Genomic DNA, 23,770 nt, shown 5'->3' on the forward strand with positions numbered 1-23,770 from the left:
CGTCCGCTGCGGCGTACAGCGCCGACGTGGCGTTGGCCTGCGCCGCGAACTCCTCGGACGGGCGTACGACTCGGTCCTGGGCGTCGATGCTCACGGACACTCCCTGTTGATCGCTGGCGGCGGGTGTTCGGGACGCACCGTAGGTCAGGACCGTGATGTGCGGCACTACCCGTTCGACCAGGCGTGTACCTGACGCGTTCGAAAGCGGCTCGACCGCGACGAGCGGTTGACGAACGGTCTCGCACGGTTCGCTCAAGCGGATTAACATCCCAGGAACTCGTCGATGGTGATTTGGGGTGTTGATGCCGGTGCCAACCGACCGCAAGCCGCAACGCGGTGCGTGGTGGCTGCGGCGTTCGGACTCCGAATCGGTGTTGCGCGTCGCGCGCCGGATGGCCGAGAACCTGCGCGCGGGCCCCACCGGACCCGGAGTGCCCAGCGCGTTGCGCGACCTGCGCAAGCTCCTCGACGTCGACGCGGTCGGGATCGCCGACCTGTCCGGTGCCGTGCAGTGGTCCGGTGGGCCGCACGCCGAGGCCGACGCGATGGGGGCGGTCGCCGACGTGGTGCACACCGAGACCCGCAGCGGCCGTCCGCCGTTGGTCGCGATGCCGTTGCTGGTGCAGGAGGAGCTCGCCGGCGTGCTGGTCGTCGACGGCGAGGTCCGCATGTCGGCGGTGCGCGAAGCCACCGCCTGGGTGGAGGACGCGCTCGATCACGGCCGCCTGGAGCACTCGGCCGAGCTGGCCGCGCAGGCCGAGCTGCAAGCGCTGCGCGCCGAGATCTCCCCGCACTTCATGTACAACGCGATGACGGTGATCGCCTCGCTGGTGCGCTCCGATCCGGAGCGCTCGCACGAGCTGATGCTCGACTTCGCCGAGTTCATCCGCTACGGCCTGGCCCGGCACCGGGACTACACCACCGTTTCCGACGAGTTCCACGCCATCGAGACCTACCTGGCCCTGCAGCGGGCGGTGCTGGGCGAGCGGTTGCGGGTGCAGATCCGGGTGGCCCCCGAGGTGCTGGCCGTGGCGATCCCGTACCTGGTGCTGCAGCCGCTGGTGGAGAACGCCGTGCGGCACGGCATGGAGCCGCGTTTCACTCCTGGCTCGGACAGTTCCGGAACCGTTCAGGTGCGCGGCGAGGCCGAGGACACCGACCTGGTGATCAGCGTCGAGGACGACGGGGTCGGCATGGATCCCGCCAAGGCCGAAGCGATCCTCGCGGGCAAGGGTCCGCCGGAGTCGGTCGGGCTGGCCAACGTCGATCGCAGGCTGCGCAGCGTCTACGGGGCCTGGTACGGGCTGGTCGTGGAAACCGCAGAGGGAGCGGGGACCCGAGTGGTCGTCCGCGTGCCACGATTCCATCCGGGAGTGATGCCGTGATGTCGCCTGGACTGCGCGTGCTGGCGGTCGATGATGTGCCGCCCGCTCTCGACGAGCTGTGCCGGTTGCTGCGCGAATCCGCGGAGATCGCGGAGGTGACCGCGGCCTCCGACTCGCTCAGCGCGTTGAAGACCCTGCAGAGCGACCAGTTCGACGTGGCCTTCCTGGACATCTCGATGCCCGGTCTCGACGGCATGGAGCTGGCGACGCTGCTGGCGAAGATGAGCGCACCGCCGGTGGTCGTGTTCGTCACCGCCTACGAACAGCACGCAGTGCGCGCCTACGACATCGGCGCGGTCGACTACTTGCTCAAACCCGTTCGCGCCGAGCGCCTTTCCGCCGCGTTGGACCGGGTCAACCGGCTGCTCGCGGCCGAGGACGTTCCCGAGCCCGCGCCCTCGCAGCCGGACGCGATGGTCGCGCTGCCGGTGGAGACCGCCGGTCGCACCCGCTACGTGCGGCGCAGCGAGGTGCTGTTCGCCGAGGCTCACGGCGACTACGTGCGGCTGCACACCCGCGGCGGGGTGCACGTGGTGCGCATGCCCATCTCGCGGCTCGAGGAGTACTGGGAGGCAGCCGGTTTCGTTCGCGTGCACCGCAGCTTCCTGCTCTCGCTGGCGGCCGTGCGGGAACTGCGCAGCGACTCCGCCGGGGCGCTCAACGCGCACACCGAGGCCGGTGATGTCCCGGTCAGCCGCAGGCACGCCCGGCACCTGCGCGAACGGCTCCTGGAAAGCGCGCGCAACGCGGAACTGGCCAATCAGCGGGGGAGTGGATGAGCGGCGGTCCCAAGCGGGTCGCGGTGACAAGTCCGCAAACCCGGGCCGCGCACGCTCGCCGGATGCCGCGCCGCCGCTGGCGCGCCCCTCGGCTCGAACCGGGGGAGGCGGCGCGCGCGAAACGGCTCTACCACCTGCAGCGGCGACGCGGAGCCGTCACGCTGCTGCTGCTGTTCGCGCTGATCTTCGGGCTTCCGCTGGTGCTGGCCGCCGCTCCCGGGCTCGACGGGTTGCGCGTGCTCGACGTTCCGGTCTCGTGGCTGCTGCTGGTGCTGCTGCCGTATCCGGCGATGGCCGCGCTGGCGCGCTGGCAGCTGCGCGGTGCCGAACGCACCGAGGGGGGCTGAGCCGTGTTCGCCCTGGTGGCGGTGGCGCTGATCGTGCTGCTGACGCTGCTGATCGGATTGCGCGGCGTGGCGGCGATGCGCACCACCTCGGACTTCCTGGTCGCTTCGCGGCAGGTCTCGCCGCTGCTGAACGCGGCGGCGGTCTCCGGCGAGTACCTCTCGGCGGCGTCGTTCCTGGGCGTAGCCGGGCTGATGGTCTCGAACGGAGTCGGTGCGCTCTGGTATCCGGTCGGGTTCACGGCGGGGTACGTGGCGATGCTGGTGCTCGTCGCGGCGCCGATGCGGCGCTCCGGGGCGCTGACGGTGCCCGATTTCGCCGAGGCGCGCTTCGCCTCCCCGGAGCTGCGGCGGCTGGCCGCGGTCGTGGTGCTGATCATCGGCGGGTTGTACCTGGTGCCGCAGTTCCGCACCGCCGGGCTGGTGCTCAGCGTGGTCAGCGGGACGCCGTACTGGGTGGGCGTGGTCATCGCCGGTGCCGCGGTCTCGGTGACCCTCGCGCTCGGCGGGATGCGCGCGGCGACCTACGTGCAGGCCTTCCAGTTCTGCCTCAAGCTCGTGCTTTTCGTGGTGCCCGCGGTGTGGCTGCTGTTGCAGGTGGGGCCGGACGTGCGGCACGACGCGCTGCACCCGGTGGAGTACACCCACTTCGCCACCGACACCGCGGTGACCTTCCGGGTATCGGTCGATCTCGAGGTCACCCAGCCCACCACCGCGCGCGCCCCGGACGGCCAGCTCGTGCACCTGCCCGCGGGCGCCCACGAGATCGAGGCGGGCCGGACGCTGACCTTCCCGTCGGGTGCCGCGGTGCCCCAGATCGATGGCATCGATGCTCCCGGCGGTCCGGACTGGCGGCGTCCGCTGCTGGATCTGGAGGGCGCCGATCACCCGCTGCTGGGCACCTGGGCCGTGCTGGTGGCGACCATGCTCGGCACCATGGGCCTGCCGCACGTCATCGTGCGCTTCCACGCGAGCCCGGACGGTCGCGCAGCTCGCCGCACCGCGGCCATCACGGTGCTGCTGCTGGGCAGCTTCTACCTGTTCCCCGGCATCTACGGCGCGCTCGGCCGGGTGCTGAAACCCCAGCTGTACCTGTCCGGGGTCACCGACTCGGTGGTGGTCGGGCTGCCCGCACAGGTCGACACGGGATGGGTGGGGACGCTGTTCACCTCGCTGCTCACCGGTGGCGCCTTCGCGGCGTTCCTGGCCACCTCGCTGGGCCTGCTGCTGGTCGTCTCCGGTGCGATCTCGCACGATCTCACCCCGGGCGGGCTCGGACAGTTGCGCTGGACCGTGCTGGCCGCCGCCGCGGTGGTGGTGCTGCTGGCGCTGCCGGCCACCCGGTTGTCCGCGGGGATCCTCGTGACCTGGGGTTTCACCGTCGCTGCCGCTACCTTCTGCCCGCTGCTCGTGCTCGGCATCTGGTGGCCGCGACTGACCCGCACGGGTGCGCTCTGGGGCGTGCTGGTCGGCCTGACCGCAACCTCCGGTGCGATCGCAGCGACCCTGTTCGGCCCGCAGCTCGAGGGCTGGCCGGCGATCCTGGTGGCCCAGCCCGCTCCGTGGGCCGTCCCGCTGGCCTTTGCCACCATGATCGCCATCTCGTTGCGCGGGAAGCCACCGCCGTGGGCGGAGACGGCGATGCTGCGGCTGCATCTCGACGAACCATCCCGCTCCTAGGCGGTGGCGCGATCGTGCACGGGCTGGAAACCTCGATGTAACGGCGCGGCATACCTCCCGACCGTTCGTCCGAGGTCGCCGACCGCTCGTCAACCGCTCGTCGCACCCGTCGACCATCGAACGGAGACGGGTGTCACTCCCAACTCGATGCTCCTTAGCGTGGCGGACCTCACACGTTAGGGAGGCATCCGTGAGCACCACCGATCCGGCGACCCCGCCACCCACCGACGATGTGTGGCACGAGGCGCACCGCAGCGAAGACTTCGTTCTGCTGCGTCGCCGTCTCCGCTCGTTCGTCTTTCCGGTGTCCGCACTGTTCCTGGTCTGGTACCTGGTCTACGTGCTGCTGGCCGACTACGCGCACGGCTTCATGTCCATCAAGCTCGTCGGCAACATCAACATCGGCCTGGTGCTTGGCCTGTTGCAGTTCGTTTCCACCTTCGCCATCACCGCGCTGTACGTGCGCTACGCCAACCGACGTTTGGACCCGTTGGCCGAGCGCGTCCGCAGCAAGGTCGAAGACGGCCAGTGAACAGACTTCGCCGCACCGATAAGGAGCAGGGATGAGCAATCTCGCGCAGGGGCTGCAGGGCAGCAGCCCACTGCTGAACATCAGTATTTTCGCGGCGTTCGTCGTGGTGACGCTCGTCGTGGTGTTGCGCGCCAGCAAGAACACCAAGAGCGCGGCCGACTACTACGCGGGTGGGCGCGCGTTCAGCGGGCCGCAGAACGGAATCGCGATCGCGGGCGACTACCTGTCGGCGGCGTCGTTCCTGGGCATCGTCGGCGCGATCGCGCTCTACGGCTACGACGGCTTCCTGTACTCGATCGGCTTCCTGGTCGCCTGGCTGGTGGCCCTGCTGCTGGTCGCGGAGCTGCTGCGCAACACCGGCAAGTACACCATGGGCGACGTCCTGTCGTTCCGCATGAAGCAGCGGCCGGTGCGCGCTGCCGCGGCCACCTCGACGCTCATGGTGAGCTTCTTCTACCTGCTCGCGCAGATGGCCGGTGCCGGCGTGCTCGTCTCGCTGCTGCTCGGCGTCAGCAGCGGAACGGGGCAGGCGCTGGTGATCGCCATCGTCGGCGTCATCATGATCGTCTACGTGCTGGTCGGCGGCATGAAGGGCACCACCTGGGTGCAGATCATCAAGGCGTGCCTGCTCATCGCCGGTGCCTTCGTGATGACCGCCTGGACGCTGGGCATCTACGGCTTCGACTTCACCGCGCTGCTGCAGGGCGCGGTGGACAAGGCGCCCTCGGGTGAGGCGCTGCTGAACCCGGGCGCGAAGTACGGCGAGAGCTCCATCAGCAGGCTGGACTTCCTGTCGCTGGGTCTCGCGCTGGTGCTGGGCACGGCGGGTCTGCCGCACGTGCTGATGCGCTTCTACACCGTGCCGACCTCCAAGGAGGCCCGGCGTTCGGTCGTGTGGGCGATCTGGCTGATCGGCCTGTTCTACCTGTTCTCGCTGGTGCTGGGCTACGGCGCCGCCGCCATCGTGGGACCGGAGACGATCGAGAACGCGCCCGGTTCGTCGAACGCCGCGGCACCGCTGCTGGCGCAGGCGCTGGGCGGACCGGTGCTGCTCGGCTTCATCGCCGCGGTCGCCTTCGCCACGATCCTGGCCGTGGTGGCCGGTCTGACGATCACCGCCTCGGCTTCGTTCGCCCACGACATCTACGCGAACGTGATCAAGCGGGGCAAGGTCGAGGACAAGAACGCCGAGGTCCGCGTCGCCCGCATCACGGCCGTCGTGATCGGTGCGGTGGCCATCCTCGGCGGCATCCTGGCTCGCAACCAGAACGTCGCGTTCCTGGTGGCCCTGGCCTTCGCGGTCGCGGCCTCGGCGAACCTGCCGACGATCCTGTACTCGCTGTTCTGGAAGCGGTTCAACACCTCCGGCGCGCTGTGGAGCATCTACGGCGGCGTGGCCAGCACGGTGGTGCTGATCGTGTTCTCGCCGGCCGTATCGGGCACCGAGAACTCGATGTTGCCGGGCGTGGACTTCCACTGGTTCCCGCTGCAGAACCCGGGACTGGTCTCCATTCCGCTGGCGTTCTTCCTCGGGTGGATGGGCACGATGCTGTCCAAGGACCACAACGAGGACAAGTACGCCGAGATGGAGGTCCGTTCCCTGACTGGCGCGGGCGCGGAGAAGGCCGTCTCGCACTGATCCCCAGCGGTGTTCGACGGTCTTCGGTGAGCCGGGCGCCCGCCCCCCCTCGGGCGCCCGGCTCGTTCTCGTCCGGGCTCGGACGATCAGCGTCCGAACCCGCCCGTTGTGTCCGGTTCCGGAACGTGCCACGCTTTTGTCCACGGAGCTGTTTGAGGTCGCGGCTGGCGTGGCGGTGCGGGCATCGGGTTCTCGGACGCCGTCGGGCTGCGGGAGCCGCGACTTGAGCAGCGACCTGCGCGGCGTTGCGGCCGTCGTCGCCCGGCGACGTCCGAGAACCCGCGGCGGTGCTGGCTGAGTCCCGCACCGCACGCGGCTACCGCGCCGTGCTGAAAGGACCCCTACCGGAAAGGCAGCGGTTCGGCGCATCGGTCGAACGGTTGGTCGGTGTCGACCTCGGTGCGCGGAACCTCCCGGGCGATTCGGGAGGACGCCATGCTGAGTCGATACGAGAAGCGCCGACTGCGCGAGATCGAAGCATGGTTCGTCCAGGACGATCCCCGGTTCGCCGAGTACGTCCGCACCGGCGTGAACGCGCACCCGGGCGGGAACCTCGTGCGGACGCTGAACACCCTGGTGGGCATCGGCCTGGTGGTCGTGGTGCTCGGCTCGCTGGCCGGGTTGCCGCTGATGGTGTTCATCGGGATCTGTTGCGCGATCGGCGCTTTGGCGTCCGGATCCTGGCTGCGCTGGAAGCGGCGACAGAACTCCGGGTGACCGGGACTGTCCCGGCCACCCGGAGCGACGAGCCGCAGGGCCGAATCTCGTAGCGCGCAGGCGGGGAGTTCGCGCCCGCGCGGCGAGATCGGCGGCTCGCTCACATGTTCTGCTCACCCGCGCGGATGGCCTCCCGGATGCGGAAGTACGTGCCGCAGCGGCAGATGTTGCGGATCTCGTCGAGATCTTCCTCGCGGATCGAGTGCCCTTCGGCGCGCGCCTGCCGGACCTTGGCCACGGCGGCCATGATCTGACCGGGCTGGCAGTAGCCGCACTGGGCGACGTCGTATTCCAGCCAGGCCTCCTGCATCGGGTGCAGCTCGGCGCCCGCGGTGTCGGGAAGGCCCTCGATGGTGGTGATCTCGTCCTCTTCCGAGACATCGGCGACCCGCACCGAGCAGGGGTTGAACGCCTTGCCGTTGATGTGCGACGTGCAGGCCTTGCAGACGTTGATGCCGCAGCCGTACTTGGGGCCGGTGACCCCGAGGACGTCGCGCAGCACCCACAGCACCCGCTCGTCGTCCTGGACGTCCACCGTGACCTGTTCGCCGTTGAGCTTGAAGGTGTGTTCGGGCATCTCGTGCTCCTCGGATCAGTAGGTGTAGCGCAGGCCGTTGGTCGGCGACGGCGGCAGCGGCGGGACGAACGGCTTCGGGTCGAAGGCCAGCGGATCGTTGTGGTTGATCGGGAACGTGGTTGGCACCGACCCGGTGGCGCGGGCGTAGGCGCAGGCGACCGCCGCGAACGACGGGGCGACGCCGACCTCGCCTCCGCCGGAGACCTGGTCGTTGGGATCGGGCGGCAGGATGACCGCCTCGAAGTCGAACGGCACGTTCCACTGCCGGGCGTAGAAGAAGTTGTCCCAGCTGCCCTCCAGGATGCTCCCGTTGACCAGGTGCACGCTGGCGGTGAGCGCTTGCGCCATGCCGTCGAGGAACCCGCCCTCGATCTGCGCCTTCATGCCCAGCGGGTTGACCACCACCTGTCCGGGGATGGTGACGAAGACTCCGCGGGTGACCCGCGGGCCGGTGACACCGTTGCGGATCGGGCGGTTGACCGTCGCCGGGCGGCAGTCGATTTCGACCAGGCAGGCCGTGACGTGCTTGTACTCGGTGTGCACCGCGATGCCCTGGGCCATGCCGTCCGGTAGCGACTTTCCCCACTCGCCGACCTCGGCGGCCTTGTCCAGCACGGTCCGGAACTTGTCGTTCTTGACGTGCTCGCGGCGGAACTCGTAGGGGTCCTTGCCCAGTTGCTCGGCGAGCTGGTCGACGACGAGCTCCTGCGCGCAGCGCACGTTCGGCGAGTAGACGTTGCGCACGCTGCTGGTGTTGAACGTGCCGCGCGGCTGGTTCTCGGCCGCGGACTGGTGGGTCTCGGTCAGCAGCTGCTTGGACGGGCCGAAGTTGTACGGCGAGTTCTGGGTGAGCTCGAAGATGGTCTCGGACAGCACCGGACCGGACGCCGGTGCGCGCGAGACCGCGTTGGTGATGGCCTCGCCGAACCCGTGGCTGAAGTCCGTGCGCACGCTGGCGTGGTGCTGTTCGAAGCTGATCACGCCGTCGGCGCCGTAGTTGGCCCGGATGCGGGAGAACGACATCGGATGCACGCGGCCCTGGCGGCAGTCGTCCACGCGATGCCACATGATCTTGACCGGTTTGCCCATCTTCTTCGATGTTTCGGCGGCCTCGGCCGCGGCGTCGTGGAAGAGCTTGCGGCCGAAGGAACCGCCGCCGTCGACGACGTGCACCTTCACCGCGTTCTGCGGCAGACCCAGGGATTTCGCGATCTCGGCCTGGGCCGCGATCGGGACCTTCACGCTCGACCAGATCTCGGCGCCGTCGGCGCGCACATCGGCGATCGCGGCATTGGTGTCGAGTGCGCTGCCGTTGACGAAGGCGAAGGAGAACTCGGCGTCGAGGGTCTTGGCGCCCGGGACCGACGGCACGGCCATCGGTGGCGTGGCGGCCTTGAGCTCTTCGAGAACGGTGTCGTCGGACTGCCCTTCGACGGGGCCAGGCCCCCAGTCGACGTCGAGGGCGTTGACCGCGTCGATGCACTGCCCGAAGGTCTCGGCGCGCACCGCGACCCCGGTGCTGATCGGCACGACGTCGGTGACGCCGGGCATCTCCAGCACTTCGGCGGTGTTGTGCACCGCCTGCGGGCTGCCGTTGATGGTGGGCGGTCGGCACACCATCGCGGGCTTCGCGCCCGGGACGTTGAGATCGGTGGTGAACTTCTTCTTCCCGGTGACGCTGGCGAGCGCGTCGATGCGCGGTTGCGGCTTGCCGACCACGCGGAACTCCGACTCCGGCTTGAGCTGCGCCTCGACCGTCGAATCCTCTCGCGCGGCGGCCTTTTGCGCGAGATCGCCGTAGGGCAGCACGGCTCCGGTGGTGGAGGTGATCAGGCCTTCCCGCGCGGTGAGGGTGCCGCTGACGTCGTCGAGCTCGGCGGCCGCGGCTTGCAGTAATCGGCCCTTGGCGATCGAGGCGGCGACCCGGATCGGGGTGTACATCGCGTTGAGCGTGTTGGAACCGCCGGTGAGCTGGTTGAACACCAGCTCGGGTCGCGCGTCGGCGAGGCTGACGTGGACCTTCTCCACCGGGAGGTCCATCTCCTCGGCGATGAGCATCGCGGCCGCGGTGGTGATGCCCTGCCCGACCTCGGTGCGGGGCAACGCGAACGATGCCGAACCGTCCGGGTTCACCTGCACCGTGATGAGGTTGGCGGTGGGTCGCGCGGCATCGGTGAGCGCGTCGTTGAGGTCGTAGGCATCGGCGACCTGCGGATTGCTCGGTACTTCGGCTTCGGCCTCGCCGGCACCGACCCGCGCGGCCGCTACCAGGGTCGGTGCGGCCAGCACGAAACCGAGGAACCGGCGTCTGCCGAGGGAGAAGTGCCCGACGTGGTCAGCATCGGAAGACGTCATGGGCGAGTCCTCTCGAGGGGAACATGTTCGGAAACTGCGTGGAACATGTTCACCAGCAAACGATCTCGCCCACCACCCCCGGACGGGGGTGCGCGCCCCCCGTCCGGGCCGGTTACTCGATCAAGTGCGGATTTCCGGGAACTGCTCGTCCCGCCACTCGGTCTGCTGGTCGGTTCGCGTGCCCTGTTCGCGCTCGCGCTCGCGGAGCTCGACGCGGCGGATCTTGCCCGAGATGGTCTTCGGCAGTTCCGCGAACTCGAGCCGCCGCACGCGCAGGAACGGTGCGAGGTGCTCGCGCGCGTGGCGCAGGATCTCCCGCGCGGTGTCCGCAGTGGCTTCGTAACCGGGCGCCAGCGAGACGTAGGCCTTGGGCACGGCCATCCGCAGTTCGTCGGGGGCGGGCACGACCGCGGCCTCCAGCACCGCCGGGTGCTCGACGAGCACGCTTTCGAGCTCGAACGGGCTCACCTTGTAGTCCGAGGCCTTGAACACGTCGTCGGCGCGGCCCACGTAGGTGATGTAGCCGTCCTCGTCGCGCGAGGCCAGGTCACCGGTGTGGTAGTAGCCGCCGGCCGTCGCCTCCGCGTCGCGCTCGGGGTCGCCCTGGTAGCCGGTCATCAGCGGCAGCGGCCGCGAGGACAGGTCCAGGCAGATCTCGCCCTCGTCGCCCGGCTCGCCCGAGACCGGGTCGACCAGCACCACCGGAACACCGGGAAGCGGCCTGCCCATCGAACCGGGCTTGACCTTCGAGCCGGGAGTGTTGCCGATTTGCGCGGTGGTCTCGGTCTGGCCGAATCCGTCGCGCAGCGTCAGGCCCCACACCGATCGGACCTGTTCGACGACCTCCGGGTTGAGCGGCTCGCCCGCCGCGATGACCTCGCGCAGTCCACCGGGACCGCCGGAGAGGTCGGCCTTGATCAGCATTCGCCACACGGTCGGTGGTGCGCAGAACGTGGAGACCTCGTTGGAGCGGATCTGGGTCAGCAGCGCCTCCGGGTCGAAGCGCCCGTAGTTGTGCACGAAGATGGTCGCCTCGGCGATCCACGGCGCGAAGAAGCAGCTCCACGCGTGCTTGGCCCAGCCCGGGGAGGAGATGTTGAGGTGCACGTCGCCGGGCCGCAGCCCCAGCCAGTACATGGTGGACAGGTGGCCGACCGGGTAGGAGGCCTGGGTGTGCTCGACGAGCTTGGGCTTGCTGGTGGTCCCCGAGGTGAAGTACAGCAGCAAGCGGTCGTCCGGCGCGGTGCCGGGATGCTCGCGCGCGCCCGGGAGGGCGTTGTGTGAATCGGCGAAGTCCAGCCAGCCCGCCACCGGTTCGCCAACGGCGATCCGGGTGTAGTCGCCGGGCACGTCGTCGAACTTGTTCGCGTCGTGAGCTGCGACGACGACGTGCTGCGCGCCACCGCGCTCGACCCGGTCGGTGAGGTCGGCGGGCCCGAGCGCGGGGGTGGTCGGCATGATCACCGCGCCGAGCTTCATCACCGCCAGCATCGACTCCCACAGCTCCAGCTGGTTGCCGAGCATCAGCAGCACGCCGTCACCGCGGCCGATGCCCTGGGCCGCCATCCAGTGGGCGACCTGGTCGGAGCGCTCCGACATCTCGGCGAAGGTGCGCGAGGTGCGCGTGCCGTCCTGCTCGACGATGATCAGGGCCGGTCGATCGTTGTTCTCGGCGATCACGTCGAACCAGTCCACCGCCCAGTTGAACCGCGCCCCCAATTCGGGCCAGTGGAAGGCGCGCGTCGCGTCGCGATGGGACTCTCGCAGGTCGAGCAAGGTGTCCCGGGCGGCCCGGAAGTTGTGGGTGGCCATTGTCACATCACTCATGTCATCATCCTGCTCTCAACGGGGAGACCGAGCCACCCCCGGATAGGGGTGTGGGCGGGGAACGGAAGGGTGGCGCCGATGACGACGCCAGCGCTATTGCGCCCGCGCGATGAGGATGCCGTGGGAGCCGAGCTGCGCGCGGTGCGCGGCAAGCTCGACGTGGGACTGACCTTCGGAGGTCGGGTCACCGATGGCACGCTGCGAATCTCGGAGCTGCAAGGTGCTCGCACGGGTGGATTGCGCGGACTGGACGTACCTGCCGGTTCCGGGCTCGGCGGCAAGGTGCTCGACGAGCTCTGGCCGAGGTTGATCAGCGATTACGCCACCGCGCGAACGATCACCCACCAGTTCGACCGGGAGGTGCTCACCGAGGGCATTCGCTCGGTCGTGGCGGTGCCGGTGGTGATGTCGGGCGTTCCGCGCGCGGTGCTGTACTCGGCGGTGCGCGGGGACGCGCCGCTGGGCGCGCGGGCGATCGAGGTGATGACCGCCGCGGCCAAGCGGCTGGCCGAGGAGTTCCGGGTCCAGGACGAGGTCGACCGCCGGATGCGCCTGCTCGGCGCTGACCAGGAACAGCCCGCCGGGGACCCGGCAGCGGTGGAGGAACTCCGCGTCACCTACGGCGAACTGCGCGACCTCGCGGCCACCACGGACGATCCGGCGATGCGCGCACGGCTGCGCTCGCTGTGCGATCGGCTGCACGACCGCTCCGGCGGGTCCGGGATCGCGCTGTCCGAGCGCGAGACCGACGTGCTCGCCCAGATCGCGCTGGGCTGCAGCAACACCGACACGGCCGATCGCCTGGGGCTCAAGCCCGAGACGGTCAAGAGCTACCTGCGCAACGCCATGCAGAAGCTCAACGCCAGGACCCGCCACCAGGCGGTGGTCAACGCCCGCAGGCAGGGCCTGCTGCCGTAGCACGAGCCATCGGATCCCGGTCCCCACGCGCCTCGACGACGGGGAACGCAGCGGCCGTGACAGTTTTGCCTAAAACTGTGAGACGCTGGCGCCCGTTTTGTCCGGACAGTTATAGGCAAAACTGTCACGTCCCCCGGACGGGATCGACTGTTCGCGGAACGTGTTCAGGTCAGGCCGAAGGTCATCCGCAGGTCGACGATCTTCTGGTCGCTCGCGACCCACGCCAGCGGGGCGTAGTGCTCGGCGACGCCTATCGCAGGTTCGAGCAGCGGCCGGCCTGCGCGGTCGGTGGGCCACTGCACGTCACCGGTGGCGGCGCGGGCGGCGACGATCCAGTGATCCCCGCTGCGGTAACCGGGGCCCTGCGGGTCCGTGGGGTTGAAGAAGACCTCCACACCGTCCTCCAGGTGGATCCAACGACCCTCGTCGACGGGGATGGCGCCGCCGCGCATCGGCCGTCCGAGGTGGCCGTTCTCCCGCTGGTCCCAGCGGCGCAGGAACGGGTGAAACTCGGGCCGGAAGCCGATGGCGGGCTCGGCCGACAGCCGCACTCGCCGCTCCGGCAGGTCCAGCTCCTCCACGCGCAGCAGCGGCTGCGGTTCGCGGCGGCTGGTGTAGGCGGTGTCGACGAACTCCACGTGGTCGCCGACGTCCAGATCGAGCTTGGTGTCGCCGCCCAGCGACGCCAAGCTCGCCCAGGTTCCGTCCAGATCGTCGACGCCGAAGACCACCGAGCCGTTCTCGCGCGACCACTTGAAGGTCGCCTCAGCCGCGCTCCCGCCGTCGTGGATCTCCACGCGGTAGAGCTGGTTCTCGGGACCCCGGTAGCGGGCGTCGGGGCGCAGCGCGCACGGGTCGTCGGTGTCGTCGGGACGCTGCGCCCGTGCGGCCAGGCGCGCGGGCTTGTAGGCCTGCTTGCCCGCCCACTCGTCGAAGGCCCCCTGGATGGCCTCCACCGGAGCGTCCGCATTGGTGACCCGCAGCTCGGAGGCGGGCAGCGCCAGCACCTGCCAGACCACCTTGAGCCGCGCCGAGGTCTCCGCGCCCAGCGCCACTTCCCGCAGTTCCGGGTCCTCGGCTGCGGTGACCACGCGCTCCCAGACCTTCAGGTAGACCAGGTACGGCAGCTCGGAGGGGAGTCGGTCGCCGGGCTTCTCGGGATTGCGGAAGCCGTCGGGCTGGTCCCAGTAGGTCCAGCTCTCCGGCGGTTCCGGCTCGGGCAGCGGCGGTTCGTTCTCGTCGGGCACGCCGACGCCGGGCGCGGGACGGTGCGCGTCGCAGAGGATTCCGTTGACGTAGTAGCGGCCACCGCCGATGGACAGGTCGTCGAGCCCGTGCCTGCCGGTCATCCTGCCGATCTTGAACCCGGCGGCCCCGTCCGGGCCGCCGTGCTGGCCGATCAGGTCGGTGAGCGTGATGCGCTGCTGGTGCAGCTGGGTGAGGATCTGCTCGTTGGTGTCGGCGTCGAGCTGGACGCGGCCCTGCTGGGCGACCACCGCGGAGTAGCCGCGCTCCGGGCGGAAGCTGATGCGGGACAGATCGGCGTGCATGGGAAGTCCTTTCAGGAGACGAAGATCAGGCCCGCGTCGCAGCGGGCAGGGCTGAACTCGGCGAGGCGCGCCCGCAGGTTGTCGGTCCGCTGCGGCTCGTAGAGGTCGTGGAAGACACCGGGTTCGGAACCGTCCTCGGCACCGCGGCGGATCTCCTCCGGGCACTCGTCGGCCAGCCTCGCGTAGTGCGGTGTGCCGTAGCGCCTGCTGGCGAAGACCGGCCGGACCGGAGCCAGGTCGCCGGGGCAGCGGTATCGCTGCGGGGTGCGGGAACCGGGTGGGACGTAGGTGTGGCGCAGGCACCCGATGCCGCGCCGGGCCACCCGGAGCGCGCCCGCGAAGATGCCGTTCTCGGCGATGCGCACCGCGTGGGTGTGGACCTCTCCGAGGACGGTGGTCCGGTGGGCGTGCAGGGTGGCGTGCGCGTGCCTGCAGTCCGGGGCGGACAGCGCGGGCAGATCGTGGTCGGTGGCGTCGATGACGCTGTCGCGCAGGTGGATCGGCAACGGATCGGTGCTGACCTCGTCGCCGAGCACGGTGATCGTGCCGAGCACGCAGCGATCGATCTGCACGCAGGCGGTGGTGCGTTCGAGCATCAGGCTCGGCTCGGCGGGCCATTGCGGTGCGCAGTCTCCCCGCAGCGACCAGCCGGGCACCAGCGTGCAGTGCCGCAGCACCAGAGCCTCCAGCGGGCCGGTGACGCGGATGCCGCGCCCGGTGATCAGCAACCCGTCCAGCAGCAGCCGGGGGCGCTGCTCCCCGACCTCATCGGACACCTCGACGGTGAGCGCGTCGGGGCGGTTGCTGTAGGTGTCGGGCAGCCGCAGCACCGGGCGGTAGCCGTCGGCGGCGCGCACCTGCAGTCGTTCTCCCGCTCCCAGCTGGAAGGTCAGCTCCTCGAGATGGGCCTCGTTGTGCGCGATCTCGATGACGCCCTCGACCGGACGCGGCTCGGCACGCCAGGCGCGGTAGGCGTCCATGATCAGCTCGCCGGGGCCGACGCGGTAGACCTTCGCGGCGGGCGGGGTTTCCGGGTCGCGCGGGTACTCCCCACCGCCGAGGTCATCGGAGACGGCGTGGTGGTAGGTCACCGATACGCCGTGATGCGGTGCGTTGCGGGAGCTGAACGCGATCCGGCCGAGTTCCGGGTCCACGGCCACCTGCCCGTAGCGGGGGCGGTAGCGCCAACCGGACAGATCGGCGATCACGATGGCCGACGGCGGCACCGGCTCGTCCTGCCCGTCGAGGTGCAGGGCGAAGCTCTTGCCCGGGCCGTAGTAGTCGGCGAGGCGGTCGGCCACCTGCTCGCGCCGCAACACCGCGGGCACGTTGTCCACGGCGGCGATGTGGCTGGTCGCGGGTTCCGGGACCGGGTTGGTCACCAGCGGCATGTCGTTGCCCAGCACCGAGAACGTGTAGTGGCTGTGCGTGCGGTCGATGCAGTGGGCGGGCGCCCTGGTCACCGAGCGCGACTTGAGCCGCCACACGAACAGCCCGACCCCGTTCGGAGTGTGACCACCTGGCCGGTGCCGCGATCCGGCGCGCCGGACGTCGGCGCTGCGCGCCAGCGTGCTGAACGGGCCGCCCGCGCCGTCCAGCGCAGCGCCATCGCGCAGGTCCACCTGCCCGCCGCGCGCTGGAACGCGCGGTCCGAGCAGCCGAACCGGTTGCAGGTGGGCGACGAGCCGGGAGAGCTCCACGGCGCGCGCCGGCCAGTTCGCGGTGTCGGCCGCCAGTTCTTCCAGCAGCGGCAGGGTGCCCTTGCGGCGCCGGTTGCCGACGGTGGCGGCCACGTCTCGGCGCGGAGCCAGCGCCTCGGCGAGGCGTCGCCGAGCCTCGGCGGGGCCGCTGCCGTCGCGCAAGCCCGCCGTGGAGACCCGCTCGTAGCCGGGCAAGCGCTGATAGCCGACGAGTTCGCCCAGGTAGGGCAGCACCCATTCGGCCGCCGTCTCCACGAACCAGTCGTCGTACTGCTGCTCGATCGCCTCGCGCACCAGGTCGAGCTGCTCGCCGACGACGTCGAGCAGCTCGCGCAACGGCTCGCCCTGCTCGGCATCGCGCATCCGGTGCCATTCCGGCAGCAGTCGCGCGAGAGCGTCCGGATTCCTGCTCATCAGCCCTCCGTGAGGATCAACGTGTCGGGGAGCTCCGGGGACAGCAACGCCAGCTGCGCGGGCCGGAGACCGCGGTGCGCGAACACCGTCCGCCCCGGCGGGAGTCGTCGGGTGTCGGTGATGTCGGGGTTGAACCGCAGCAGCTCCGCCAGCGAGATGCCGTTGCGCGCGGCCACTTCGGTCAGGGTTTCGCCCGCGGGGTCGGTGACCTCGTAGCGCTCCTCGGAGAACTCGGCGAGTCGCGCGGGCACCGCGCCCGCGGGCGCGGCGAGCCGATCGGAGACACCGGCGAGTTCACCGGGGGTCGCGGAAGCCGGGACCCCACCGAAGACATCCACGTCCACGTAGGACACCCCGCGTACCCGCTGCGCGGTGGCCAGCACCTCGGAGAGGTGCGCGGGTTCGCCCAATTCCCTTCCGGGATAGCCGAGTTCGGTCAGCAGCGCCCGGCGGACGCGCGGTTCCACCCACCCCCACGAGTGATCCGGCAGCAGCTTCACCCGCGCCGACACGACCAGCAGCACGAGCTCACGAGGCTGGACCACCACCGGAAGGCGCTCGTCGCCGTACTCCAGCAGAGCGGCGCGCAACGTCCGCAGCAGTTCCGAGTCGGCGGCGATCGGGATGTCGTCGACCCCGGCGACGGTCACGTGCACGACCTCGCGCTTGCCGTCGAAGACCCGGCGCGCCGACGCCCGGCCCACTCCGGCCCTGGAGCGCGCGAAGTCCTCGTAGTCGCGCAGCGAGACCAGCCGGTCCAGCGCCGAGACGGCGAGCGGGGCGGTCCGGCGGGTGAGGTCAGGTCCGTCGGCGTCGGCACCACCGGTGGCCGGTAGCGGGTTGGTGACCGCGGTGACGCCCAGCGGCCGGGTGACCGGTTGCGTGATCCGTTCCGGGCCGACGTTGGCCGCGCGTCCGGTGCCGAATCGGTAGCGGGCGCGCACGTTCTCGTGACCGGTGGGCAGCCGAGCACCGTGCGTCCCGTCGCCGAAGGTGACCGTGGTGCGCCCGTCGGCCGTGCTGCCGGTGACGTAGATCCGCTCGTCCGGACCCCGGCCTGCGAGGCTGTCCACCTCGTGCCAGCGCAGGCCATCGACCCGAACCTCCAGGCTGGGCGTCGCGCCGAGCGGGTTGTCCGCAGGCAGCCAGGTCAGCGGTGCCTGCCAGAGGGTGAACGTCTGGTGCACCTTCGCGGCATCGCCGCTGCCGATGGGCTCGTCGCGGGACTCGCCGTGCGTGGCGGGCACGACGTTGCCGTGCACCACGACGGTTTCCCGCCGGTAGCGGTGGGTGAGGTCCTGCTCGAGGATCAGCGTGGTGTGCTCGCGATCGCCGGGAACGCGGGGTTCGGTCTGCTCGACCGCGCTGATGACCGCGACCTCGGTACCGCGCTCGGCGACGTCGGTGCGCGTCCCGGTCACGATCACGTAGCGCCCGGGCCGCAACCCCTCGTGCCGCTCGGCGAGATCGAGGGCGTTGCCGTGCAGGTCCTCCTCGACGGGTTCGTCGGCGGGGCGCAGCGGTTCACCGCCCGCGTGCACGGTCGTGTCGCGGATGTGCGAGAGCTGGGTGTCCTCGGCGTCGAGCCACGGATCGGCCAGGGTCAGCACGGTGCCGCGGCCGGTGATGCCGAACCGGGTGTAGGACATCGTGCGCACGGCGGTCACCCGGGTGACCACGAACGCCAGCGCGGGATCTCCGGGAACCCCGCCCGGCGCGCCCTTCGCGGGACGTTCGACCACCACGCGGCTGCCCGTGGTGATCTCGTCGTGCGTCCCGTCCAGCGGCAGCACGGCGCGGCCGTCGGTGTCGGGGTGGGTGGACAACGAGATCTCGACGTTGGCGGGCTCGCTCCCCGCGCCGTAGCGCACGTGCAGCTGATACGGCCCGAACGGCGAGGTCTTCTCCTGCTGCGGCGCCAGGTCCAGTTCCAGCGGAGCCCCGTTCTGCACGGTGACGTGCACGTTGCCGCCGTCGTCCGGCCGGGAGACGAACACGCTGCAGGCGGGCAGTTCCGGCAGCAGCCGGACCATCACGCCGGGCTGGTTCTGCTCGCCGCCGCGCAGCCCCAGCTTGCCCAGGATCGTCTCCTCGCGGCTGGACAGCTCCACTCGGCCCGGCCCCAAGTCGAACGAGACCTCGTCGGCGGGCAGCTGTTCCACGTGCTGGAAGCCTCCGGCCGCAGCGGTGTGCTGGAATTCCGCGCGCACCAGTTGCTTTCCGGCTGCGTCCATGCCGATGCGCACGCTGGTGCGGGTTCCGCCAGGCAGCGGCCAATCGGTCTGGCGCACCACCCGGCCCGCGTCGTCCCGCACCGGTTGCAGCGGTGCGGTGGCGCCGAAGGGCGTCGCGGTGACCCGCATGGCCAGCAGCTCGCCCAGCACCCCGGGAGGGGCCTCGCGCCTGGTACCGCGCTCGGGTTCCGGCCGGTCCGGCCGACCCGCCACCCGCGGGGTGCGGGTGGGAAGCGACCGCAACAGGCGCTGCGGCATCGAATTCGGTCGCTCGGGCTCGGGAACTGGTGGTGCGACCGGCGCGAGCTCGCGCGCCCGATCGCGCAGTTCGGCGATCATCGCGCGCAACCGGCCGAACCAGTCGGCGACCTGCGGGCGGGGCTCGGCCAGCACCTCGGCCTCGGTCAACCGCTCCAGCGGGTCCGCCAGCCGCTGCGCCAGTTGCGCGGGCGAGATGATCCGCGGCAGTTCCTCGCGCAGCGGTCGCAGCACCTGCACGTCGAAGGCGTCGATCAGCGCGCTGATCGGTCGCGGGTTCGGATGTTGCGGGCCGGGCGGGCCCGAGGACGGGGTCAGCCACTGATCGAGCTCGGAGCGCAGCTCGTCCAGCGTGGGCTCCGGTGAGCGCGGCAGGGTGATCGCCGTGACGTCCTCGGCGCGGTCGACGCGCACCTCGCCGATCGGGAGCAGCAGCTGCTCGCGTCCGAAGTCGAACAGCAGCTTCGCGCCGGCTCGCAGCGAGTTGGCGGTACCGGCGACCAGCAGTTCCGAGCGCTGTTCGAGGTCTTGCGGGGTGAGCAGCGCGGGCCTGCGGCGCCGCAGGCCCAGCTTGTTCCAGGACCAGCGCGCGGTGAGGTCCTCGCTGGTCTCGAACGTCTGCGAGTCCTCCTCGGTCGCGGTCGGCACGCTGTTGCTGCGCGCACCGCGCGGGATGGGCACCGGTGGGTCCTCCCCGCGCGGATCGCGCTCGACCGTGTACGCCAGGTAGGTGTCGGCTGCCACGCCCGGCCTCGGCCGGTGACCGACCAGGCGGCCCAGCATGGCCAGCGACCGCTCGTCGTCGGCGGTGCCCAGGTAGCCCTCGTCGGCGATCCGCTCGGAGTGGAAGGTCAGCAGATCCCCGAGCACCGCGGACGCGTCGAGCATCCCGATCGAGGGGTCGTCGGGCGTGCGCACGGTCAACCGCCGCAGCGCCGGATGTGCGGGCGAGGCGAGCCGATCGAGCATCGCGGCCAGGAAGGAGCCGTGATCGCCGACCCGGTACTCCAGGGACGTGCGGCCGGGTGGGTTGTGCGGCGGGGACGGGGCGTACCGCTCGTCGTGGCCGCCGCAACCGCAGGTGCAGCTCACCGCTCACCTCCGAAATCCAGTGTGAACACGCCGTTCTCCGGGCGTTCGGGATCGTTGTCGCAGCAGGCGATCTCCAGCGGGCCCACCCGCAGCAGGCCCTCGCCGAGCTCTCCTTCGTCGTCGTGGGACAACCTGCGCAGCCGGGTGACCCGCGCATCGGTCACGCCGGCGACCGCGGTGGCGACCGCGACGATGCGGCTGAGCCGGACCGGCTCGCCGAAGCCGAGTTCGTCCGGGTGGAAGAAGCGGCGCAGCGCCCGGCGCAGCTCGGCCACGATCTGCCCGCGCTGATGACCGGGCGCGGCGCACACCCGCAGGGCCAGCTCCACCGGCACGCGCCGCGCGGGACGCGCCACCAGCTCGTGGCCGATGCGCCGGTAGCGCTGCAGGTGATCGCTGACCTCGGCGAGCAGTTCCTCGGACGGCGTCCCGGTGCGCTCGGCGTCGACGGCGACGTGCACCTGCTGAGCGCTGCCGGTCCAGCGCAGTTCCGCGGCCGCGTCCTGCACCCCGGGAAGCTCGCCCGCCAGCGCGGCGTAGTCGTCCTCGGTGACCGCTCGCAGCTTGGTGCGTCGCAGGTCCAGGGGCGCGAGCTGGCGGACCTGCTCGATCGGCTCGGGCTCGGCACCGCCGACGGCGGGCAGCGGGTTGCGCACCCGCACGCCGGGCAGCGCGCTCCCGGATTCGCGCAGCACCAGGTGGTTGATCGCTTCGGCGCCGACGTTGCCCCCCTTGCCGCCGCCGAGGCGGTAGTGCAGCGCCAGTCGAGCACCCGGTTCGGGCGGCGCCCCGTAGCGGCCGTCGCCGAACCGCAGCGCCAGACGTCCGTCGTCGCCTAGCTCGCCGACGACGTGCGCATCCCGCGGCCCGCTGTCCAGCAGGTCCCGGCGCGGATACCAGGTGCGCACGCCGTCGGTGACGCGCACGGCCGGTAGCGCTGCGCGCGGATCGGGCCGCACGGCCGATGCCGGGCCGTGCAGCACGGGTTCGGCCGGTTCGAGCCCTTCGGCGTAGGAAAGTCCCCAGCTGCGGGCGATCTCCCAGGCGATGTCCGGCCCGAGCACCGTGCCCGCGCGCGCCCTGGCGGTCAGCGCGTCCAGGCGCCGTCGCTTGCTGGCGAGGAGCTCGTCGCTGCGGTGCAACAGGTCGCGCAGCACCCGAACCGGCCGCAGCTGCAGCACTTCGGCGTATCGGGGCCCGAAGAGCACTGCGAGCTCGTCGATCTCGTCCTCGGTGAGTTCGGCATCGCGGGCGGTGCGCCACAGCTCGACCAGCCGTTCGCGCACCCGTCCGGGCACGGCGGCCAACCGGGCCGCCTGTCCGGCGGCGATGTGCTCGGGGGAGGGGAACGGCGCGATCTGCGCGACGGGGGAGCGCCGCAACACCGGGCGGAAGCGCGGCGCGATTCCCGGATACACCGACTGCGCCAGCAACCGCCGCAACGCATCGGCCTGCTCGTGGGCGGTGCTCGGAACGACGCGCTGGCGCCGTCCGGCGTTCTCCAGCCGGATGCCGGCGCGGGTGGTGGCGGGTTCGCCGAACACAGCGTGCAGTTCCCTCACGTCCTTTCCCGCGAGCGTTCGGCGGCCTGTCTTGTCGACCAGCGCACCGATGAGTTCGGCGGGCTCGTTTCCGGCCGCGCGGTCCCGGCAGCCGAACCCCGGCTCGCAAGACCCGAGAACCGCGGGTTCGGGCGGGACCGCGGCGACTTCCGGGGTTTCGCAGCACCAGGTCTGCGAGCGACCGTGATCGACCAGGACCACGTTGCCGCGCGCCACGCTCACGTCCGGAACCGGCGCGCAGTCGTGACCACCCCTGGTGGACAGGCGCAGGTCGAAGGTCAGCGCGTCCTCCCGCGCCCAGGTCACCTCCAGCACCGGCTGTTCCACGAGTTCGTCCACGACCGCGGCCACCGAGGTCAACCGCACGACCTGACGATGCGCGGGGTCGGCATCTCCGGGCGTTCCGGTCCGGGCTCCGCGGACCTCCTCCAGGAGGAGCAGGTCTCCGGGCCGCAGCTCGAGCGTCCTCTCCTCGCCGGCCCACTCGTCGCGCAACGTCGCCGAGGTCGCCCCGCGCGGAAGCTCGCACAGTTCGTCACCCCAGGTCCAGAAGCGGATCTCGTTGTGCGCCCGTCGCAGCGGAAGGGGGTCGCCGGTGACGGGTTCGAAGACCTCCACCGGATCGCGTTCGTCGAGCGCGTCGAGCTGTCGCTCATCGATGACCGGGCCCGGTTCGGGCGGGTCGTGCGGACCGCGCGGCCGGGAATCGACGGCGGCGAAGCGGTGCGAACCGGCCTCCAGCACGACGTCCCCGGCGGTCTCCAGCGCGACGAAAGCCCGTGCGCTGCAACCGTCGTGCATGCGGTAGTCGATGAGACGCACGTGCCTGCGCACCGAGATCCGGCGCCGCGCGGTGTCCAGGTAGGCCTCGGTGGCGACCGCGTCCTGCTGGTAGCTGAGCTGGTCACCGGCGTAGGCGAGCAGCTCGACCAGGGTCGTGCCGAGGTCGGGGGCGAGGCGTTCGGTCCAGTCCGGGGTGGTCAGGGCCAGCCGGTCGAGCAGGAGCCTGCGCAGGCTGTCGAAATCCCGCGCGGTGTAGTCGATCAGGGGCGCAGACGGGGTGCTGCGGTCGTCGCGGCCGGGTTGGTCGTCGCAGTCGAACGGGGTGGGTTCGCCGGGCCGGAAGCGGAACTCGGCGCTGAAGTAGCGCTGGTCGAAACCGGGGTAGGGGTCCGTACCCGGCCGTCCGTACGGGTCGGTGTCCACGACGGACAACCGGTAGCGGGAGGTGTCCCCCGCGCGGTCGAGGGTGACGCGCATCAGATCGTCGAGCTCGGGATCTTCCTCCCGGTCGACGGCGACGCGCACCGCCTTGATCCCGGTGATCCGTCGCCCGCCGTCGATGCGCACGTTCTCCGGCCGCACGCCGTGCGGAGCCTCGCCGATGAAGGTCACCACCAGGGTGAGCTCGTCGTCGGTGGCTTCCACGGCGTCGACACCGCCGAGCTGAGCCGCGCGAACCTGGTCGCGGCGCCCGTCGATGCGGCACGCGAGTTCATCGGTCACGCCGCCCCACTCCCTTCGAACACGTCGTCCCGGTGGCTGCCGGTGGCCCGGACGAGATAGCGCAGCCGCACCCGGACGACCTCGTCATCCGAGACGATCTCCAGCGACTCGACCCCGACCAGGTCGCCCAGCCACCGCTCGATCGAGGCGTGCACCGAGAGCTCCAACGTGGTGGCCAGTTCCGGCCTGTTCGGTGCGAACACCGCGTCCAGCAGGCCGCAACCGAAATCGGGCCGCATCACGCGCTCGCCGGGATTGGTGAACAGCAGCTGCTCGATGAGGTCGCGCACGTGCTCGTCGTGGCCGGCTTGCGCGGTCCGTCCGCGCTGGTCGATCCGGTACGGAAAGGCGATTTCGCTCACCGGCAACGCACCCCCTCGGCGGTCCGCACGACCGGGTTGCCGCGCGGCAGCAGATCGGCACCGAAGCACTGCCCGCCGGTGGTGTCCAGCAGCACCGGCTCCCCGTCGACCCGGACGGAGCCGTGCGGCGGGCTCCACTGCACCGTTAGGCAGGGATCGGGTGCGGCATCGATGCAGTGCGGGCAGCCCTGCACCGCGAACGAGTCGCGCTCGGTGCGCACCGCCTGGCCGTCGACCCGCACGGCAGAGGACGCGGCCGCGATGACGATCCGGCCGCCGTGCGGGCAGTGCAGCGCGCTGGTGGCGTTGATGACGTTCCCGTGTCCGCTCACTGCTTCC

Annotated in this window: 17 protein-coding genes; 8 read left to right on the top strand and 9 right to left on the bottom strand. The window is 70.9% G+C overall.

Annotated elements, in window-relative coordinates:
* Positions 1 to 302 precede the first annotated feature (302 nt).
* The 7 genes from ABD289_RS24710 to ABD289_RS24740 all read left to right on the top strand — a co-directional run bounded on the left by ABD289_RS24710 (position 303) and on the right by ABD289_RS24740 (position 7,076).
* Complete coding sequence (locus ABD289_RS24710; protein WP_344137871.1) at positions 303 to 1,385, top strand: sensor histidine kinase; 1,083 nt, start codon at positions 303 to 305, stop codon at positions 1,383 to 1,385.
* Positions 1,385 to 2,164, top strand: a complete 780-nt coding sequence (locus ABD289_RS24715) for a LytR/AlgR family response regulator transcription factor (RefSeq protein WP_344138090.1) — start codon at positions 1,385 to 1,387, stop codon at positions 2,162 to 2,164. The genes ABD289_RS24710 and ABD289_RS24715 overlap by 1 nt, the downstream gene beginning before the upstream one ends.
* Positions 2,161 to 2,511: a hypothetical protein gene (locus ABD289_RS24720; protein WP_344137874.1), complete on the top strand. Its 351-nt coding sequence runs from the start codon at positions 2,161 to 2,163 to the stop codon at positions 2,509 to 2,511. Before ABD289_RS24715 ends, ABD289_RS24720 begins: the two co-directional genes overlap by 4 nt.
* Before the next feature lie 3 nt (positions 2,512 to 2,514).
* Complete coding sequence (locus ABD289_RS24725; RefSeq protein WP_344137877.1) at positions 2,515 to 4,188, top strand: sodium/solute symporter; 1,674 nt, start codon at positions 2,515 to 2,517, stop codon at positions 4,186 to 4,188.
* Between the two features lie 190 nt (positions 4,189 to 4,378).
* On the top strand, positions 4,379 to 4,720 hold the full coding sequence (locus tag ABD289_RS24730) for a DUF485 domain-containing protein (RefSeq protein ID WP_344137880.1): 342 nt from the start codon (positions 4,379 to 4,381) through the stop codon (positions 4,718 to 4,720).
* A gap of 31 nt (positions 4,721 to 4,751) precedes the next feature.
* Positions 4,752 to 6,359 (top strand): solute symporter family protein, encoded by a 1,608-nt coding sequence (locus ABD289_RS24735; RefSeq protein WP_344137883.1) that lies wholly within the window; start codon positions 4,752 to 4,754, stop codon positions 6,357 to 6,359.
* 435 nt (positions 6,360 to 6,794) lie between these two features.
* Positions 6,795 to 7,076 carry a DUF3040 domain-containing protein gene (locus ABD289_RS24740; RefSeq protein WP_344137886.1) on the top strand — a complete coding sequence of 94 codons (282 nt, stop codon included), beginning with the start codon at positions 6,795 to 6,797 and terminating at the stop codon, positions 7,074 to 7,076.
* Between the two features lie 100 nt (positions 7,077 to 7,176).
* Here ABD289_RS24740 and ABD289_RS24745 read toward each other — a convergent pair whose 3' ends face one another.
* From ABD289_RS24745 to ABD289_RS24755, 3 genes are all read right to left on the bottom strand, one after another.
* Positions 7,177 to 7,653, bottom strand: coding sequence for a (2Fe-2S)-binding protein (locus tag ABD289_RS24745; protein ID WP_344137889.1), 477 nt, complete (start codon positions 7,651 to 7,653; stop codon positions 7,177 to 7,179).
* Between the two features lie 15 nt (positions 7,654 to 7,668).
* A complete protein-coding gene (locus ABD289_RS24750; protein ID WP_344137892.1) occupies positions 7,669 to 10,008 on the bottom strand; it encodes a molybdopterin cofactor-binding domain-containing protein in 2,340 nt (779 codons plus the stop codon).
* A gap of 120 nt (positions 10,009 to 10,128) precedes the next feature.
* On the bottom strand, positions 10,129 to 11,835 hold the full coding sequence (locus ABD289_RS24755; RefSeq protein ID WP_344137895.1) for an AMP-binding protein: 1,707 nt from the start codon (positions 11,833 to 11,835) through the stop codon (positions 10,129 to 10,131).
* Positions 11,836 to 11,913: 78 nt separating this feature from the next.
* On the opposite strand from ABD289_RS24755, the gene ABD289_RS24760 reads away from it, so the two are divergent.
* Complete coding sequence (locus ABD289_RS24760; protein ID WP_344137898.1) at positions 11,914 to 12,753, top strand: helix-turn-helix transcriptional regulator; 840 nt, start codon at positions 11,914 to 11,916, stop codon at positions 12,751 to 12,753.
* 164 nt (positions 12,754 to 12,917) lie between these two features.
* Here ABD289_RS24760 and ABD289_RS24765 read toward each other — a convergent pair whose 3' ends face one another.
* From ABD289_RS24765 to ABD289_RS24790, 6 genes are read right to left on the bottom strand one after another with little or no spacing between them, the layout of a single operon-like run.
* Complete coding sequence (locus ABD289_RS24765; protein WP_344137901.1) at positions 12,918 to 14,303, bottom strand: DUF6519 domain-containing protein; 1,386 nt, start codon at positions 14,301 to 14,303, stop codon at positions 12,918 to 12,920.
* 11 nt (positions 14,304 to 14,314) lie between these two features.
* Positions 14,315 to 16,417, bottom strand: coding sequence for a hypothetical protein (locus ABD289_RS24770; protein WP_344137904.1), 2,103 nt, complete (start codon positions 16,415 to 16,417; stop codon positions 14,315 to 14,317).
* The gene (locus ABD289_RS24775) at positions 16,417 to 20,001 is read right to left on the bottom strand and encodes a putative baseplate assembly protein (protein WP_344137907.1); all 3,585 of its coding nucleotides are present in this window, start codon (positions 19,999 to 20,001) and stop codon (positions 16,417 to 16,419) included. Before ABD289_RS24775 ends, ABD289_RS24770 begins: the two co-directional genes overlap by 1 nt.
* Positions 19,998 to 23,069, bottom strand: coding sequence for a putative baseplate assembly protein (locus ABD289_RS24780; protein ID WP_344137910.1), 3,072 nt, complete (start codon positions 23,067 to 23,069; stop codon positions 19,998 to 20,000). The genes ABD289_RS24775 and ABD289_RS24780 overlap by 4 nt, the downstream gene beginning before the upstream one ends.
* On the bottom strand, positions 23,066 to 23,431 hold the full coding sequence (locus ABD289_RS24785; protein WP_344137913.1) for a GPW/gp25 family protein: 366 nt from the start codon (positions 23,429 to 23,431) through the stop codon (positions 23,066 to 23,068). Before ABD289_RS24785 ends, ABD289_RS24780 begins: the two co-directional genes overlap by 4 nt.
* The gene (locus ABD289_RS24790) at positions 23,428 to 23,763 is read right to left on the bottom strand and encodes a hypothetical protein (protein ID WP_344137916.1); all 336 of its coding nucleotides are present in this window, start codon (positions 23,761 to 23,763) and stop codon (positions 23,428 to 23,430) included. Before ABD289_RS24790 ends, ABD289_RS24785 begins: the two co-directional genes overlap by 4 nt.
* Positions 23,764 to 23,770 lie beyond the last annotated feature (7 nt).

It is taken from the genome of Saccharopolyspora halophila (assembly GCF_039531955.1).
GTDB classification, from domain to species: Bacteria; Actinomycetota; Actinomycetes; order Mycobacteriales; family Pseudonocardiaceae; genus Saccharopolyspora; species Saccharopolyspora halophila.

What these genes read in the sequence shown, in the direction of transcription:
- ABD289_RS24710 (WP_344137871.1), top strand. Translation starts at nt 303, where the DNA reads ATGCCGGTGCCAACCGACCGCAAGCCGCAACGCGGTGCGTGGTGGCTG.
- ABD289_RS24715 (WP_344138090.1), top strand. Translation starts at nt 1,385, where the DNA reads ATGTCGCCTGGACTGCGCGTGCTGGCGGTCGATGATGTGCCGCCCGCT.
- ABD289_RS24720 (WP_344137874.1), top strand. Translation starts at nt 2,161, where the DNA reads ATGAGCGGCGGTCCCAAGCGGGTCGCGGTGACAAGTCCGCAAACCCGG.
- ABD289_RS24735 (WP_344137883.1), top strand. Translation starts at nt 4,752, where the DNA reads ATGAGCAATCTCGCGCAGGGGCTGCAGGGCAGCAGCCCACTGCTGAAC.
- ABD289_RS24740 (WP_344137886.1), top strand. Translation starts at nt 6,795, where the DNA reads ATGCTGAGTCGATACGAGAAGCGCCGACTGCGCGAGATCGAAGCATGG.
- ABD289_RS24745 (WP_344137889.1), bottom strand. Translation starts at nt 7,653, where the DNA reads ATGCCCGAACACACCTTCAAGCTCAACGGCGAACAGGTCACGGTGGAC.
- ABD289_RS24750 (WP_344137892.1), bottom strand. Translation starts at nt 10,008, where the DNA reads ATGACGTCTTCCGATGCTGACCACGTCGGGCACTTCTCCCTCGGCAGA.
- ABD289_RS24755 (WP_344137895.1), bottom strand. Translation starts at nt 11,835, where the DNA reads ATGAGTGATGTGACAATGGCCACCCACAACTTCCGGGCCGCCCGGGAC.
- ABD289_RS24760 (WP_344137898.1), top strand. Translation starts at nt 11,914, where the DNA reads ATGACGACGCCAGCGCTATTGCGCCCGCGCGATGAGGATGCCGTGGGA.
- ABD289_RS24765 (WP_344137901.1), bottom strand. Translation starts at nt 14,303, where the DNA reads ATGCACGCCGATCTGTCCCGCATCAGCTTCCGCCCGGAGCGCGGCTAC.
- ABD289_RS24770 (WP_344137904.1), bottom strand. Translation starts at nt 16,417, where the DNA reads ATGAGCAGGAATCCGGACGCTCTCGCGCGACTGCTGCCGGAATGGCAC.